At 60.6% G+C, this 16,561-nt stretch carries 10 protein-coding genes; 8 read left to right on the top strand and 2 right to left on the bottom strand.

Annotated features, from left to right (window positions below; translation table 11 throughout):
- A partial coding sequence (gene gshB / locus Q8M42_RS19565) for a glutathione synthase (RefSeq protein WP_305285378.1) occupies nucleotides 1-864 on the bottom strand: 864 nt, incomplete at its 3' end.
- 240 nt (nucleotides 865-1,104) lie between these two features.
- Here gshB and pilG point away from each other — a divergent pair.
- The 8 genes from pilG (at nucleotide 1,105) to Q8M42_RS19525 (ending at nucleotide 14,518) form a co-directional block, all read left to right on the top strand.
- Nucleotides 1,105-1,512 carry a twitching motility response regulator PilG gene (pilG, locus tag Q8M42_RS19560; RefSeq protein WP_275960399.1) on the top strand — a complete coding sequence of 136 codons (408 nt, stop codon included), beginning with the start codon at nucleotides 1,105-1,107 and terminating at the stop codon, nucleotides 1,510-1,512.
- A gap of 47 nt (nucleotides 1,513-1,559) precedes the next feature.
- The gene (gene pilH, locus Q8M42_RS19555; protein WP_108485952.1) at nucleotides 1,560-1,925 is read left to right on the top strand and encodes a twitching motility response regulator PilH; all 366 of its coding nucleotides are present in this window, start codon (nucleotides 1,560-1,562) and stop codon (nucleotides 1,923-1,925) included.
- 45 nt (nucleotides 1,926-1,970) lie between these two features.
- Nucleotides 1,971-2,507 (top strand): chemotaxis protein CheW, encoded by a 537-nt coding sequence (locus Q8M42_RS19550; RefSeq protein ID WP_304870118.1) that lies wholly within the window; start codon nucleotides 1,971-1,973, stop codon nucleotides 2,505-2,507.
- Nucleotides 2,508-2,591: 84 nt separating this feature from the next.
- The gene (locus tag Q8M42_RS19545; RefSeq protein ID WP_304870116.1) at nucleotides 2,592-4,637 is read left to right on the top strand and encodes a methyl-accepting chemotaxis protein; all 2,046 of its coding nucleotides are present in this window, start codon (nucleotides 2,592-2,594) and stop codon (nucleotides 4,635-4,637) included.
- A gap of 68 nt (nucleotides 4,638-4,705) precedes the next feature.
- The gene (locus Q8M42_RS19540) at nucleotides 4,706-5,563 is read left to right on the top strand and encodes a protein-glutamate O-methyltransferase (RefSeq protein ID WP_304870419.1); all 858 of its coding nucleotides are present in this window, start codon (nucleotides 4,706-4,708) and stop codon (nucleotides 5,561-5,563) included.
- 33 nt (nucleotides 5,564-5,596) lie between these two features.
- Nucleotides 5,597-13,000 (top strand): Hpt domain-containing protein, encoded by a 7,404-nt coding sequence (locus Q8M42_RS19535; RefSeq protein WP_304870417.1) that lies wholly within the window; start codon nucleotides 5,597-5,599, stop codon nucleotides 12,998-13,000.
- Nucleotides 12,997-14,016 carry a chemotaxis protein CheB gene (locus tag Q8M42_RS19530; protein ID WP_304870114.1) on the top strand — a complete coding sequence of 340 codons (1,020 nt, stop codon included), beginning with the start codon at nucleotides 12,997-12,999 and terminating at the stop codon, nucleotides 14,014-14,016. Before Q8M42_RS19535 ends, Q8M42_RS19530 begins: the two co-directional genes overlap by 4 nt.
- A 31-nt stretch (nucleotides 14,017-14,047) precedes the next feature.
- Complete coding sequence (locus tag Q8M42_RS19525) at nucleotides 14,048-14,518, top strand: chemotaxis protein CheW (RefSeq protein ID WP_304870112.1); 471 nt, start codon at nucleotides 14,048-14,050, stop codon at nucleotides 14,516-14,518.
- Between the two features lie 373 nt (nucleotides 14,519-14,891).
- Here Q8M42_RS19525 and aceF read toward each other — a convergent pair whose 3' ends face one another.
- Entirely contained in the window at nucleotides 14,892-16,559 is a 1,668-nt protein-coding gene (aceF, locus tag Q8M42_RS19520) for a dihydrolipoyllysine-residue acetyltransferase (RefSeq protein WP_304863996.1), read from the bottom strand.
- Nucleotides 16,560-16,561: the final 2 nt, after the last annotated feature.

The following is a 16,561-nucleotide window of genomic DNA, read 5'->3' as shown; positions in this document are numbered from 1 at the left end:
CGGGCTGGTGACGTTGATCTCGGTCAGGTGCTCGCCGATCACGTCCAGGCCGACGAACAGCAGGCCTTTCTCGCGCAGGGTCGGGCCGACGGCGGCAGCGATTTCACGGTCGCGCGCGGTCAGTGGACGGGCTTCGCCTCGCCCGCCAGCGGCGAGGTTGCCGCGGGTTTCGCCGGCCGCCGGAATGCGCGCCAGGCAATAAGGCACCGGCTCACCGTCAATCATCAGAATGCGCTTGTCACCATCCTTGATCGCCGGCAAGTAACCCTGGGCCATGATCTGCTGCTGGCCGTGGTTGGTCAGCGTCTCGAGAATCACGGAAAGGTTGGGATCGCCCTCGCGGTGACGAAATATCATCGATCCACCCATTCCATCGAGGGGTTTGAGAATGATGTCACGCTGCTCTTTGGCAAACTCGCGCAGAATGTCGGCCCTACGGCTGACCACGGTCGGCGGAGTGTATTGGCCGAATTGGGTGGCGAAGTACTTTTCATTACAGTCGCGCAGACTTTGCGGGCGGTTGACCACCAGAACGCCTGCTTGCTCGGCTTGTTCCAGTAGGTAGGTGGAGTAGACAAACTCGTTATCGAAGGGTGGATCCTTGCGCATCAGGATCACGTCCAGCTCGCTTAGCGCGATATCCTGCTCATTACCCAGTTCGAACCAACGCTGTGGGTCGTTGTATACGCTAAGCTCTGAAAGTCGAGCGCGTGCTTCGCCCTTGGCTTGGTAAAGATCTTTCTGCTCCATATAGAAGAGGGTCCAGTCGCGCGCTTGGGCAGCCAGTAACATGGCCAGCGAGCTGTCCTTCTTGAAGGCGATCTGGGCGATGGGGTCCATGACAATGCCGAGGCGGACGCTCATGGCGGTGTTCTCCGTAAAATGGCAGCGATTAAAGTGTGCTAAGACGTGATGTGGCGTCAGGGTGGCGCTGACAAGTCGGGTGGTCAAGGAAAAACCTTGGCCCCGTCCGGCTTATAGATTGCATCTGGAGAGTGTGCTAAAAAGGCCCGACGATTGGGTTGTAGCCCGTCGGTGACAGGGCCTCAGGCGCACTGATATAACGCAAAAATAACGACTCACCGAGGCGATGGTAGGGCAAACATGGAACAGCATTCCGAGGGTTTGAGGGTGATGGTGATCGACGATTCGAAAACGATTCGTCGTACCGCGGAAACCCTGCTGAAAAAGGTGGGCTGCGAGGTAATTACTGCAGTTGACGGCTTCGATGCTTTGGCAAAGATCGCCGATACCCATCCGAACATCATCTTTGTCGACATTATGATGCCGCGGCTCGATGGCTATCAGACCTGTGCCTTGATCAAGAACAACAGCGCTTTCAAATCCACCCCGGTGATCATGCTGTCTTCCAAAGACGGCCTGTTCGATAAAGCCAAGGGTCGCATTGTCGGTTCCGATCAATACCTGACCAAGCCCTTCAGTAAAGAAGAGCTGCTCGGTGCGATCAAAGCCCATGTGCCTAACTTTGTACCGGTGGAACAAGCGTCCTGACGCCCGGCTGAACAGCTGAGCGCCTTTTTAAAGTATTGGGAAACACCATGGCTCGAATTCTGATTGTTGATGACTCGCCGACTGAAATGTACAAGCTGACCGCCATGCTGGAAAAGCACGGCCATCAGGTACTCAAGGCGGAAAATGGCGCCGACGGCGTTGCCCTGGCGCGCCAGGAAAAGCCCGACGCTGTGCTGATGGATATCGTCATGCCTGGCCTCAACGGTTTTCAGGCAACCCGTCAGCTGACCAAGGATGCGGATACCAGCCACATCCCGGTGATCATCGTCACCACCAAGGATCAGGAAACCGACAAGGTCTGGGGTAAGCGCCAGGGTGCGAAGGATTACCTGACCAAGCCGGTTGATGAAGAAACCCTGGTTAAAACCTTGAATGCGGTATTGGCCGGTTAAAACCGGGTCAGTCCGCAATTAAAAAAGAATAAGGCCGCAGCTGGCATGTCGGACGCGCAAACACCTTTTCAAACCCTTCAGGATATCGACAGACTTTGTCGTTCGCTTGCTGCTGGCTTGCCTTCGCAGCAAGCGGTTGTACAGACCTGGAGCGGTATCGGTTTTCGCATGGGCGAGCGTTTTTTTGTCGCGCCCATGGGTGAGATTGGCGAGGTGTTGCATGAGCCGCGACATACCTTGCTGCCTGGTGTGAAAAACTGGGTAAAGGGCGTGGCCAACGTACGTGGTCGCCTGCTGCCGGTGATGGACCTGTGTGGTTTCTTCGGCAGTGAGCTGTCACCACTGCGCAAAAAGCGCCGAGTGCTGGTGGTTGATCACCAGGAAGTCTTTGCCGGCCTGACGGTCGATGAAGTGTTCGGCATGCAGCATTTTCCTGTGGACACCTTCTCCGAGCAGCTGCCGCCGCTCGAAGCGTCCATAGCACCTTTTATCCACGGAGTATTTCAACGTGAACAGCCCTGGCTGGTGTTCAGCCCACACGCTCTGGCCCAGAACCCGGGTTTTCTCGACGTGGCGTATTAACAGTTTATCGGTGGGGTCGGCTTTGCCGGCCTTTTGGCGTTACATGGGAACCGTAGTGCGGTCGGTCCAGGCGGGGGCCAGTAAATGAAAAAACTAAATGCAGGTAATTTGTTAGCAGGTGCGCGCAGTAGCACATTGATCGCAGGGCTGTTTATTGTCCTGATCGTTTCGATCGTGCTGTTGTTCGCCAACTTCGCCTACATCAACACCCAATCCAACTACGACACGGAGTACATCGGCCACGCCGGTGAGCTGCGCGTACTGTCCCAGCGTATCGCGAAAAACTCCACGGAAGCGGCGGCCGGTACGGCTGAAGCGTTCGCCTTGCTGCGCGATGCGCGTAACGACTTCCAGACCCGCTGGGGTTATTTGACCGACGGTAACGAGGAGACCGGGCTGCCTGCGGCGCCGGAATCCCTGCAGCCACAGATCGCTGTGGTGCAGCAGGACTGGGATACGCTGCGGCAGAACACCGACGCCATCCTGGCCAACGAACAGACCGTACTGTCGCTGCACCAGGTAGCCGCCACCCTGGCGGAAACCATTCCGCAGCTGCAGGTCGAGTACGAAGAAGTGGTCGACATTCTGCTGGAGAGCGGTGCGCCGGCAGCTCAGGTCTCGGTAGCTCAGCGTCAATCCTTGCTGGCGGAACGTATCCTCGGTTCGGTAAACAAGGTACTGGCCGGTGACCAGGATTCGGTACAGGCCGCTGACATGTTCGGCCGTGACGCCAGCCTGTTCGGTCGCGTATTGAGTGCGATGCTCGAAGGCAACGCTGCCATGGAAATCTCCCAGGTAAGCGATGCCGAAGCACTTGAGCGTCTGGCGGAAATTTCCGAGCTGTTTGAATTCGTATCTGGTTCGGTGGACGAGATTCTCGAAACCTCGCCGGAACTGTTCCAGGTGCGTGAGTCGGCCAACGTGATCTTCAGCGTTTCGCAGACTCTGTTGGACAAGGCTTCCACGCTGACTGTTGGTTTTGATGACCTGGCTACTGGTCGCGCCATCAACACCCTGATCGGTTACGTGCTGGGCGCTCTGGCGCTCGGCTCGATCATCCTGATCGGCCTGGTGATGGTGCGGGAGACCAACCGTCGCCTGGCGTCCACCGCCGAGAAAAACGAACGTAACCAGGCGGCGATTCTGCGACTGCTCGACGAAATCGCTGACCTCGCTGACGGTGACTTGACCGTGGCCGCGACGGTAACCGAGGACTTCACCGGTGCCATCGCTGACTCGATCAACTACTCCATCGACCAGCTGCGTGATCTGGTAGCCACCATCAACCTGACCGCCGTGCAGGTAGCCGGTGCGGCCCAGGAAACCCAGGCCACGGCGATGCACCTGGCTGAAGCTTCCGAGCACCAGGCCCAGGAAATTGCCGGCGCTTCTGCGGCGATCAACGAAATGGCCGTGTCGATTGACCAGGTATCGGCGAACGCCTCGGAGTCCTCCGCGGTAGCGGAACGTTCCGTAGCCATCGCCAACAAGGGCAACGAAGTGGTGCACAACACTATCACCGGCATGGATAACATCCGTGAGCAGATCCAGGACACCTCCAAGCGTATTAAACGCCTCGGTGAATCGTCCCAGGAGATCGGTGACATCGTTAGCCTGATTAACGACATTGCTGACCAGACCAACATCCTCGCACTGAACGCTGCGATTCAGGCCTCCATGGCCGGTGATGCGGGTCGCGGCTTCGCCGTGGTAGCGGACGAAGTACAACGCCTCGCAGAACGTTCGTCTGCTGCAACCAAGCAGATCGAGGCGCTGGTTAAGACGATTCAGACCGACACCAACGAAGCCGTTATCTCGATGGAGCAAACGACTTCCGAAGTGGTGCGCGGTGCTCGTCTGGCGCAGGACGCCGGGGTGGCACTGGAAGAGATCGAGAAGGTATCGAAAACCCTTGCGGCCTTGATTCAGAACATCTCCAACGCTGCTCGCCAGCAGGCATCTTCGGCGGGCCATATTTCCAACACGATGAACGTGATTCAGGAAATCACCTCGCAAACTTCCTCCGGTACCACTGCCACCGCCAAGAGCATTGGTAACCTGGCCAAGATGGCCAGTGAGATGCGTAAGTCGGTATCCGGCTTTACCTTGCCGGGTGGGGAACAGGCTTAATCAGGTGCTGCGCGGCAGGCTGAAAGGCCTGTCGCACAAGGACTATAGCCGTGAGCGAGGGGCACGACATGCAGTCAGGCGTCTGGGCCTTGCAGCCTCTGGCAGACATGACAGCTACGGAGTTTCGTGACTGGCAAACGCTGCTTGAGGAGCGTACCGGGGTCGTTCTCAATGAGCAGCGGCGGGCGTTTCTGCAAACCAATCTGAGTGCGCGGATGCGCGAGCTGGGCGTTATGGATTACGCCACGTATTACCGGCAGGTAACCGATGGTCCCCGCGGTGCGGTGGAATGGTCGACTCTGCTGGATCGGCTGACTGTGCAGGAAACCCGTTTTTTTCGTCATCGCCCTTCCTTTGAAGTGCTCGAAAGTTATTTGCGCGAGCGTTTGCAGCAAGGTGTGACGCAGCCATGGGAGCTGTGGAGTGTGGGCTGTGCCAGTGGCGAAGAGCCTTATTCGCTGGCTATCAGCGCGGCCGAGGTTCTGCGTGAGAGTGAACACGCGGATCATTTCGGGGTAACAGGCACTGATATCAGCCTGAATGCCTTGAACAAAGCGCGCGATGGCCAATATGGCGCGCGCCGTTTGGAGCAGTTGGATGACGATCTGTGCCAGCGTTACTTCCTGGCCCAGGACGATGGACGTTTCAAAGTGGTGCCGAATCTGGCCGCGCGCGTGTGTTGCGCCCGGCTCAATGTGCTGGAGCTGGCCAAGGCACCGATGTCCGGAATGGACGTTATTTTTTGTCAGAACTTGTTGATCTATTTTCGTCGCTGGCGTCGCCGCGAGATCCTCAACCGCCTGGCCGAGCGCCTGGCGCCCGGAGGACTGCTGGTGGTGGGAGTGGGCGAAGTAGCAGGTTGGCAGCATCCGGAGTTGATCCCGGTAGCCGACGAGCGAGTGCTGGCGTTTACCCGCAAGGGATAAGGCAGAAGAGCCAAGTTTATGAGTGGAGTGGCTATGGGTGATCGGCACGATTATGTCGCCCTGGAATGGGTTAAGGGCGAGATCGCGGAAACCCTGAAGCAGGCGCGTCAGGCGCTGGAGGCGTTCGTCGAGAACCCCCAGGACGCTACGCGTATGCGTTTCTGCCAGACCTATGTGCATCAGGTGCTCGGCACCTTGCAGATGGTCGAGTTTTTCGGTGCGGCGCTGCTGGCTGAGGAAATGGAACAGCTGGCCGGCGCCCTGATCGATGGCCGGGTGACCAACCAGGGTGAAGCCCTGGAAGTGCTGATGCAGTCGATTCTGCAGCTGCCGGTGTACCTTGATCGCATCCAGACTGCCCGCCGCGACCTGCCGATGGTCGTGCTGCCCCTGCTCAATGACCTGCGCGCTGCGCGTGGGGAAAAGCTGCTCTCGGAAACCAGCCTGTTTGCCCCGGATATGTCCGGCCGCACGCCAGCGCTGCCCCATGAAACCATCGACCAGCTGCGTACCGCCGAACTGCCGGTGTTGCTGCGCAAACTGCGGCAAATGCTGCAAATGGCCCTGGTCGGGGTCATCCGCAATCAGGACCTGCCGACCAACCTGGGCTATATGGCACGGGTGTTCGCGCGCCTGGAAAATCTCTGTAAGGATTCGCCGCTCGGCCCGCTGTGGCAGATTGCCTCGGGTGTGGTCGAAGGTTTGGCCAACGGTAGCGTGGCCAATGGCACCTCGATTCGGACGTTGCTGCGTCAGGTTGATAAGGAACTCAAACGCCTGCTCGAGCAGGGCGCCGATGGTCTTAACCAGGCCGCTCCCGACGAGCTGAGCAAGAACCTGCTGTTCTATGTGGCCAAGTCGTCGGCGCAGTCGCCGCGCGTGCGCAACCTCAAAGAGCAATATCGCCTCGACGATGCACTGCCGGACAACGATGTTGTCGACGAAGAGCGGGCCCGCCTCGCCGGTCCGGACCGCGACGCCATGCGTTCGGTGGTCGCCGCTCTCTGTGAAGAGCTGGTGCGGGTCAAGGACAGCCTCGATCTGTTCGTGCGTAGCGACCGTACCCAGGTTGCCGATCTGGATGCGCTCGCCGCACCGCTCAAGCAGATTGCCGACACCCTCGCGGTGTTGGGTTTCGGTCAGCCGCGCAAAGTCATTGTCGATCAGCTCGATGTGGTCAACGGCCTGGCCAAGGGCCAGGGCGAGCCGAGCGATGCGGTGCTGATGGATGTTGCCGGCGCTCTGCTGTACGTCGAGGCCACCCTGGCCGGCATGGTCGGCCCCGCGCAGGACGGCGGTCGCGAAGAAAGCCATCTGCCGACCACCGACGTGGCGCAGATTCACCAGTTGGTGATCAAGGAAGCACGCAACGGCCTGGAACAAGCCAAAGACGCGATCATCGAATTTATCGCCTCGCAGTGGAACCACGAACACCTGGCCCGCGTGCCTGATTTGCTGACACAGGTGCGTGGCGGCCTGGCGATGATTCCGCTGCAGCGCGCCGCTGATCTGCTGAATGCCTGCAATCGTTATATTCAGGAGCAACTGCTGGCCCGCAAGGCTGTGCCCAACTGGCAGAACCTCGACACCCTGGCGGACGCCATCACCAGCGTCGAGTACTACCTCGAGCGTTTGGCTGAAGACCACGCGACCCAGGGCGATCTGATTCTTGATGTGGCCGAAGAAAGCCTAGAAAGCCTGGGCTACCCGCTGAAAGAAAAGCCGTCGATTCTTGACCGTGTCGAGCCGCCCGTAGAGTCCTTCGCGCCATTGGCCGATCCGCTGGACGATATGGAAGTGCTCAGCGCCGAACCGGAGCAGCCAGCCGAAATCGAGCCGAGCCTGGAGCCGGTTGTCGAAGAGCCGTTGAGCCTGGATCTGGCGGACGACTTCAGTGCCGAGTTTGCCGATCTAGACTCGACGGCGATTGAAGCGCCATCCAGCGAGGTTGAGTGGGTAACTGAAGCGCCAGCTGGCGATCTTGAACTGATCGATTTCAGTATCGATCTGCCCGACGCCGAGTCTCTACCGCTGGCTGAAATGCCACAAGAGCAAGCGTCTGTCGGCGAAGAGCTGCAACTGGGCAGCTTTGAACTGGACGAAAGCGACAGTCCGGCTAACTGGAATGAGGCCGAACTGGCCGCGCTCGAGTTGCCTGAAGTTGAGCTGCCCAGCGCTCCGCTGAGCGAAGAACCTGCGCAACCTGCCGCCGAGAAAGCGCTGTCGATGGCCGATGTGATGGCCGCTCCGGTGCAGGCGATCAACCCGCCGGCTCACGATGTGCCGCCAAGCCTGCTGCCGCCACCGGCTGATGAAGAACCGATTGATGAAGAGTTGCTGGAAGTCTTTATCGAAGAAGTCGGTGAAGTGCTGGAAACCATTGGCGAGTACTTCCCGCAGTGGTGCGCCGACACCGACAATAAGGACGCCCTGAGCGAAATCCGCCGCGCCTTCCACACCCTCAAGGGCAGTGGGCGCATGGTTCGTGCTTTGGTCATCGGTGAGTTGGGCTGGTCGATTGAGAACCTGCTCAACCGCGTGCTGGATCGCAGCATTCAACCTGGCGCCGAAGTGCAGCAGGTGATCGCCGATGTGGTCGCGCTGATGCCGGCGCTGGTCGATGAATTTGCCAACAAGGCGCAACGTCAGCGTGACGATGTTGACCACCTGGCCGCGACGGCGCATGCCTTGGCTAAAGGCCGAAGCCTCCCAAAACCTCAAGCCCCGGTTGAGCTGGTAGCGGAGCCCGAGGGCAGTCCAGTCGCTACCGCCGAAGTTGTTGAGGATGAAGACGGGTTAGACCCGCAGTTGCTGGAAATTTTCCGCAATGAAGCGGAGATGCACCTTGATACCCTGGTTGGCTTCCTGGCTGACTGTGCTCAGGAATTACCGCAGCCGGTTACTGACGACCTGCAGCGTGCTCTGCATACCCTCAAGGGTAGCGCCTCGATGGCGGGCATTCAGCCGGTGGCCGAGATCGCTTCGCCGCTGGAAAAACTGGTCAAGGAATTCAAAACCAACCTGATCCCGATGGACCTGGCCGAAGCGGAGCTGCTGAGCAGCGCCGAAAAACTCTTCCGCCTAGGCCTTGAGCAGCTGGAAAGCCAGCCACTGGCAGTTCTACCGGGTGCTGCCGAGTTCCTTGAACGCGTGCAGAAGCTGCACAGTGATCGCCTCGAACACGCGGAAAACAGCCGGCAGAGTGATCAAGGTGAGAAGCGCGATCCGCAGATGATCAGCATCTTCCTCGCTGAAGGCATGGATATCCTGCTGGATGCCGAAGACCTGCTGCGCAAATGGCGCGAGCATCCATCCGAGCGGCAGGAGCTGAGTTCTCTGCTGGACGAGCTAACCACCCTTGGCCGTGGTGCCGAGATGGCCGAGCTGCCACAGATCGATGAACTCTGCGAAGCCCTGCTCGACCTCTACGGTGCGGTCGAAGAAGGTCGTCTGGCGGTTAGCGAACGCTTCTTCAGCGAAGCCGAGCAAGCCCACGAAACCCTTATCGGCATGATGGATCAGGTCGCTGCCGGTTTGCAGGTCAGCGTTGCTCCTGAGCGCGTGACGGCCCTGCGCAACTTGCTGCTGGAAGCGTTGGACCCTAACACCCTGGCGCTGCTGTCTAACAACGGTGACGCCGGTATTGAGATTGTCGAGCTTGCCGACGCCACTGCTGCGCTGGAAGAGCTCAGCCTGGCCGAGCCGGATGAGCTGATCGAGCCGCTTGAGTTCGACGTACCGGACGTTGAACAACTGCCTGCGCCTATCGAGGCCGTCAGCGAGCCGTTGGCCGAAGCGCCGGCAGCTTCGCTGTACGAAGCGCTCGACGAAGAAATGGTGTCGATCTTCCTCGAAGAGGCGGTCGATATTCTCGAGAGCGCCGGTCAGGCGCTGGAGCGCTGGTTGGCCGATACGGACAACAAAGCCGCGCTGTCCTCGCTGCAGCGTGATCTGCACACCCTCAAGGGTGGTGCGCGCATGGCCGAGATTCGGCCGATTGGCGATCTCGCCCATGAGCTCGAATCCTTGTACGAGGGCCTGGTTGATCGCCGTTACAGCTTCTCGCAACCATTGGCGAACCTGTTGCAGCAAAGCCATGACTCCCTGGCGCAACTGCTGGAACAGCTGCAGGCGCGCGCCGCCATGCCTTCGCCGCTGGAGCTGATCGAAGCCATTCGCAGCTTCCGCCAGAGTGGTGGGCAAAGCTTGCCAGTGGCCCCTGCTATTCCCGAGCCTGCTGCCGAAGCCGAAGCCGAAGCCGAAGCCGAAGCCGAAGCCGAAGCCGAAGCCGAAGCCGAAGCCCTGCCGATGATCGAGTCGTTCGACCTGGCAGAGTCTGAGCTTGCTGAACTGCCAGAGATAGAAGAAGAGATCGATTTTGGCATCCTGGCCGATGCGCCGCAGGAGTCACTGGATAGCGAGTCATTGGCGGCTGAGTCGCTGGCGATCGAATCGATTGATCTGCCGGCAATTGAGTTCGACGAGGCACCACTGGTCGAGTCTGCTGCTGAAAGCGAAGTCGAATTTGCTGTCGCCCCTGACATTGAGCCAGAGCCAGAGCCAGAGCCAGAGCCAGTTCCCGCTCCGGTCTCTGTGGCTGCGCCTGCCGTATTTGATGACGAGCGTGATCCTGAACTGGTGGAAATCTTCCTTGAGGAAGGTTTCGACATCATCGACAGCGCTGGTGCAGCGTTGCAACGCTGGATGGGCGACGTCAACAACAGCCTGGAGCTGGAGTCGCTGCAGCGCGATCTGCACACCCTCAAGGGTGGTGCCCGCATGGCCGAGATCCGTGAAATCGGTGACCTGGCCCACGAGCTGGAATTCCTCTACGAAGGTCTTGGCCAAGGCCGTTTGCGCGCCAGCCAGGACCTCTTCACGCTGCTCCAGGCCTGTCACGACAGCCTGGCCGAGATGCTCGAAGCGGTACGCGGCAAGCGCGGCGTACCGAGCGGTGAGGCGCTGATTGAAACCATCAAACGGTTTCGCGCCAACCCGGATGAGCAGCTGAGCATGCCGTCTGCGGTTGCCCTCAAGGCTGCCGAAAGCCAGCAGGATGACGATGCCGAATCGGACATCCTCGACATCTTCCTTGAGGAAGGTGATGACCTGCTGGAAGCCATGGAAGTCGCCATCGGCCGTTGGGAGGCTGACCGTGAAGACGGCGCTGCCATCGACGATATGCTGCGCATCCTGCACACCCTCAAGGGTGGTGCACGTCTGGCTGGACAGAAGCGCCTGGGCGACCTGACCCACAGCCTCGAACAGCACCTGACCGAAGCGCAAGCCCAGGGTGCGCCGTGGCCGCAGAGCCTGTTTGTCGATGTGCAGTCCGGCTTTGAAGGCTTGCAGCAGGAGCTGGACGCGCTGCGTCAGCGTCTGAATGACAGCCTGGTGGCTGATACGGCGAGCCAGCAAGCGCCTGCGCCAGTTGCCGAACAAGCCCCGCGCCTGCCGGAATTGAGCGCACCGATTGTTGCAGCCAGTGCCATGCCAGCGCAGGAACTGGTGGCCAAGGTGCTGCCGTTCGTGCGCCGCGCTGAAGAAGCTGCGCAGGAAGCGGCCTCGCGGCGTGCGCCGCAGGAGCTGGTCAAGGTGCCGGCCGAGTTGCTTGAAGGCTTGGTCAACCTGGCCGGTGAAACCTCGATTTTCCGGGGTCGGGTCGAGCAACAGGTGAGTGACTTCGGTTTCACCCTGAGTGAGATGGAAGCCACCATCGACCGCGTGCGTGATCAGTTGCGCCGCCTCGATACTGAAACCCAGGCGCAGATCCTCAGCCGTATTGAGGCTGAAGCCGAGCGTATGGGCTATGAGGATTTCGACCCGCTGGAAATGGACCGTCACTCGCAGTTGCAGCAGCTGTCGCGCGCACTGTTCGAGTCCGCTTCCGACTTGCTCGACCTGAAAGAAACCCTGGCCGCGCGTAACCGCGATGCGGAAACCCTGTTGCTGCAACAGGCGCGGGTCAACTCCGAGCTGCAGGAAGGCCTGATGCGTACGCGCATGGTGCCTTTCGACCGCCTGGTACCGCGCCTGCGCCGTATCGTGCGGCAGATTTCCGGTGAGCTGGGCAAGCAGGTCGAGTTCGTCGTCGGCAACGCCGATGGCGAGATGGACCGTACCGTACTCGAACGTATCGTCGCGCCGCTGGAACACATGCTGCGTAACGCCGTCGACCACGGTATTGAAGCCGCCGATGTGCGCCGTGCTGCCGGCAAGCCGGAGCAGGGCACCATTCGTCTGGCGCTGGGTCGTGAGGGCGGCGATATCGTCCTGACCCTGGCCGATGACGGCGGCGGTATTCGCCTGGAAGCGGTGCGGCGCAAGGCCATCGAGCGCGGCTTGATGGACGCCGACTCCGACCTCACCGACTACGAAGTGCTGCAGTTTATTCTCGAGGCCGGTTTCTCTACCGCTGAGAAGGTCACGCAGATTTCCGGGCGTGGCGTGGGTATGGACGTGGTCCATTCCGAGGTCAAACAGCTCGGCGGCTCGATGAGCATCGAGTCGATCCCGGGCACCGGCACCACCTTTACCATTCGCCTGCCGTTTACCGTGTCGGTCAACCGCGCGCTGATGGTGCTGTCGGGCGAAGACCTCTACGCCATTCCGTTGAACACCATCGAAGGTATCGTGCGGGTTTCCCCGTACGAGCTGGAAGCCTACTACGCGCCGGATGCGCCGCGCTTCGAGTACGCCGGGCAGAGCTATGAACTGCGCTACCTGGGCGACCTGCTGAATAACGGCCAGCAACCCAAGCTGGTCGGCCAGAGCTTGCCGTTGCCGGTGATTCTGGTGCGCTCCAAGGAGCACGCCGTAGCCGTGCAGGTCGACTCCCTGGCGGGTTCGCGGGAGATCGTGGTGAAGAGCCTTGGCCCGCAGTTCGCCGGTGTACACGGGATTTCCGGTGCAACCATCCTCGGTGACGGTCGCGTGGTGGTCATTCTCGACCTGCTGGCAACCATTCGCGTGCTGCACGCGCATTTGCTTACCCAGCTAACGCCGCGTCTGCTCAAGCAGTCGGCAACGGCGGCGGAGATCGAAGCGGATCGGCCGACCCTGGTCATGGTGGTCGACGATTCGGTCACCGTGCGCAAGGTCACCAGTCGTCTGCTCGAGCGTAACGGCATGAACGTACTGACCGCCAAGGACGGTGTCGATGCCATCTCGCAGCTGCAGGAACGCAAGCCCGACATCATGCTGCTGGACATCGAAATGCCCCGCATGGACGGCTTCGAAGTGGCAACCCTGGTGCGCCACGATGAAGGCCTGAAAGACCTGCCGATTATCATGATTACCTCGCGTACCGGTGAGAAACACCGTGAGCGGGCCATGAGCATCGGCGTCAACGAGTACCTTGGTAAGCCTTATCAGGAGTCCTTGTTGCTTGAAACCATTCAGCAACTGGTGGGCCGCCACCCGGTAAACCGCACATGAGTGAAAAAACTGCAGCCCGCATCGCAGTGATTGCCGATACCTCGCTGCAGCGCCATGTGCTGCAGCAGGCGTTGACCGGTAGCGGCTATCAGGTGGTGATGAACAGCGACCCGGCGCGCCTCGATCAGGAAACCCTGAACGCCTGCGAAACCGACCTGTGGCTGGTTGACCTGGCCCAGTCGGAAGACTTGCCGCTGGTCGACAGCCTAATGGAAAGCGCCTCGGCCCCGGTGCTGTTTGGTGAAGGCCACGCACCCGAGCGTCATTCAGAAAACTACCCGCGCTGGGAACGTCGTCTGTTCGGCAAGCTGAAGAAGCTGGTCGGTGATCCGTCGCAGGCGGTTGGCCCGAGCCTGGAAGCCCTGCTGGCTGAAGCGCAGCGCCCATCGCGTCTGGATCTGCCAGCTGCGCTGGCGGATACCCCGCTGGTAGCCGGTGAGCCGGCGCGTCAGGTATGGCTGTTGGCAGCGTCCTTAGGCGGTCCAGCGGCAGTAAAAGCCTTTCTCGATGCCTTGCCGGGCGGTCTGCCGGTGGGCTTTGTCTATGCCCAGCATATCGATGCGAGTTTCGAGAGTGCGCTGCCGCAAGCAGTGGGGCGTCACAGCCAGTGGCATGTGAATCCGGCGCGGCACGGTGACCCAGTGCGTTGCGGTGAAGTGGTGGTGGTGCCGATCAGTTATGAGCTGGGCTTCAGCGATGACGGTCAGATGCAGATTGCCGAGCGCGGCTGGCCAGAACCCTACAGCCCGTCGATCGACCAGATGATGCTCAACCTGGCTCAGCATTTTGGCGCGCTGAGCGGTGTAATCGCCTTCAGTGGCATGGGCAGCGACGGTAGCGCCGCAGCCGCCTATGTGCGTCGTCAGGGCAGCGTGATCTGGACGCAGCGTGCAGACAGCTGCGCCTGCCCGAGTATGCCGGACAGCCTGCGTGAAGCCGGCTACAGCAGCTTTAGCGGCGATCCGCGCGAGTTGGCCGAAGCCCTGGTCAATCACCTGGCCGAGCAGTGCCGTTAATCCGGGGCCGTGCCCTGTACAGGATATTTCCATGAGCCAAGCCGTCGCCACGCAGAACAGCGCCAACAGCCTTACCGGTCTGTTGATGCCGCTGACTGACCGTACCCTGCTGCTGCCCAACGTCGCGGTTGCCGAACTGATCCCTTATCGCGCGCCGCAGGTCAGCGAAGGGATGCCCAGCTGGTTCCTCGGGCAGATTGCCTGGCGTGATCTGCGCTTGCCGCTGTTGTCGTTCGAGGCTGCCTCGGATGGTCAGGTCAGCGTCAGCCCAGGCTCTCGGGTGGCGGTGATCAACGCCCTGGGCGGCCGCCCGGCGGTGAAATTTATTGCCGTGCTGGTGCAGGGCATCCCGCGTTCGATCAAGGTCGGTGCCGAGCTGGTGCGTGCCGATGTCGCTCTGTCGCCGCTGGAGCTGGATGCAGTGCAGTTTGGTGAGGCGGTGCTAAAAATCCCGGACCTGATTGGTCTGGAGCAGAAGCTGGCGGATGCCGGGTTGATCTGACCGATAACAAACAAAAAGCCCGCGTTAGCGGGTTTTTTTATGGTTATGTACCCGGTAGGTGTTGAGTCATCCCGAGCAGCGATACGGTGCATGAAACGCGGTAAAACGTAGGGTGGGTTAGGCGCGAACCGGGATCAGGCAAACACCACCGGTTTTCAACGCGCCGTAACCCACCATGGCGGTCTACCGGCAAACCGCAATGGTGGGTTACGCGGCGCCCGAATTGCGTGGTGCCGGCCATCACAAGCCTCAGCGCCACTAACCCACCCTACAAAAGCAGCCTGCAACACAGTTTTGGTACAGAACCTAAAAAAAACCCCGCCTAACAGGGCGGGGTCGAGGATACGAGCGTGGCTGCTCGAAAGTTGGTGCGTTACAGCAGCAGGGTGCGGATATCCGCCAGTACGTCACCGAGGCGCTTGGTGAAGCGCGCCGCAGCGGCGCCGTTGATCACCCGGTGGTCGTAGGACAGCGACAGCGGCAGCATCAGCTTGGGCTGGAAGACTTTGCCATCCCAGACCGGCTGGATGGTGGCCTTGCTGACACCGAGAATCGCCACTTCCGGCGCGTTGACGATCGGCGTAAAGCCGGTGCCGCCAATGTGGCCGAGGCTGGAGATGGTGAAGCAGGCGCCCTGCATGTCATCCGCCGACAGCTTCTTGGTGCGTGCCTTCTCCGCCAGCGCGGCGGCTTCGGCAGCCAGCTGCAGCAGGCTCTTCTGATCGACGTTCTTGATCACCGGGACCAGCAGGCCATCCGGGGTGTCCACAGCAAAGCCGATGTGCACGTATTTCTTGCGGATGATGGCTTTGCCGCTCGGCGCCAGTGAGCTGTTGAAGTCCGGCAGTTCCTTGAGCAGGAAGGCGCAGGCCTTTAGCAGCAGCGGCAGCACAGTGAGTTTGACCCCAGCCTTTTCTGCCACGGCTTTCTGCGCGACGCGGAAGGCTTCCAGCTCGGTGATATCGGCCGAATCGAACTGGGTCACGTGCGGCACGTTGAGCCAGCTGCGATGCAGGTTGTTGGCGCCGACCTGCATCAGGCGGGTCATCGCCACTTCTTCGATTTCACCAAACTTGCTGAAGTCCACCACTGGGATCGGCGGGATACCGGCACCACCGGTTGCACCGGCAGCTGGGGCTTCCTTGGCCTTCTGCATCATGGTTTTGACGTAAGCCTGCACGTCCTCTTTGAGCACACGGCCTTTCGGCCCGGTACCCGGTACGGCGGACAGCTCGACGCCGAACTCGCGAGCGAGCTGACGCACTGCCGGGCCCGCATGCACCTTGGCGCCGTCACGCTTAGGGGCGGCGGCAACGTTGGCAGCAGCGGCTGCCAGCGAGGCAATTGCACCAACTTCGGCAGCGACCGCGGGATGCGCGCCGGCCGGAACCTTGTGCACGTCACTGGCGGGTGCAGCGGCCGGTGCTGGCGCTGCGGCGGCAGCTGGAGCTGCAGCGGCGCCAACGACTTTCAGCTTGAGGATGAAATCACCGGTGCCGACTTCGTCTTCCAGTTTGACGCTGATGCTTTCCACCACGCCGGCAGCCGGCGAGGGGATTTCCATGCTGGCCTTGTCCGATTCCAGAGTGATCAGCGACTGGTCGGCTTCGACCGTATCGCCGACCTTGATCAGGATTTCGATGACCTTGGCTTTGCCGTCCGAGCCGATGTCCGGCACATGCACGTCCTGCACACTGCTGCTGGCCTGCGCGGCTGGCGCAGGTGCGGCGGCCGGAGCGGGAGCAGCAGCTGTTTTAGGTGCTTCTGCCGGTGCTGCGGCCGGCGCCGCTGGTGCTGTTTCGGCAGCGCCTTCGGCTTCCAGCTCAAACAGTTCGTCGCCTTCTTTCAGGCGGTCGCCCAGCTTCACTTTCAGGCTTTTCACCACACCGCCTTTCGGCGCGGGGATTTCCATGCTGGCCTTGTCTGATTCCAGGGTCAGCACGCTCTGATCGGCCTCGATGCGATCACCGACCTTGACCATCAGTTCGATTACTTCACCCTCACCACCACCGATGTCGGGTACGCGAATCAATTCACTCATCG

This window comes from Pseudomonas sp., assembly GCF_030684895.1.
In the GTDB taxonomy this organism is placed as follows: domain Bacteria; phylum Pseudomonadota; class Gammaproteobacteria; order Pseudomonadales; family Pseudomonadaceae; genus Aquipseudomonas.
This window is presented reverse-complemented; position numbering and strand designations above follow the sequence as displayed.

Excerpts from the sequence above, each read along its gene's own strand:
- pilG (WP_275960399.1), top strand. The coding sequence starts at position 1,105 with ATGGAACAGCATTCCGAGGGTTTGAGGGTGATGGTGATCGACGATTCG.
- pilH (WP_108485952.1), top strand. The coding sequence starts at position 1,560 with ATGGCTCGAATTCTGATTGTTGATGACTCGCCGACTGAAATGTACAAG.
- Q8M42_RS19550 (WP_304870118.1), top strand. The coding sequence starts at position 1,971 with ATGTCGGACGCGCAAACACCTTTTCAAACCCTTCAGGATATCGACAGA.
- Q8M42_RS19545 (WP_304870116.1), top strand. The coding sequence starts at position 2,592 with ATGAAAAAACTAAATGCAGGTAATTTGTTAGCAGGTGCGCGCAGTAGC.
- Q8M42_RS19540 (WP_304870419.1), top strand. The coding sequence starts at position 4,706 with ATGCAGTCAGGCGTCTGGGCCTTGCAGCCTCTGGCAGACATGACAGCT.
- Q8M42_RS19535 (WP_304870417.1), top strand. The coding sequence starts at position 5,597 with ATGGGTGATCGGCACGATTATGTCGCCCTGGAATGGGTTAAGGGCGAG.
- Q8M42_RS19530 (WP_304870114.1), top strand. The coding sequence starts at position 12,997 with ATGAGTGAAAAAACTGCAGCCCGCATCGCAGTGATTGCCGATACCTCG.
- Q8M42_RS19525 (WP_304870112.1), top strand. The coding sequence starts at position 14,048 with ATGAGCCAAGCCGTCGCCACGCAGAACAGCGCCAACAGCCTTACCGGT.
- aceF (WP_304863996.1), bottom strand. The coding sequence starts at position 16,559 with ATGAGTGAATTGATTCGCGTACCCGACATCGGTGGTGGTGAGGGTGAA.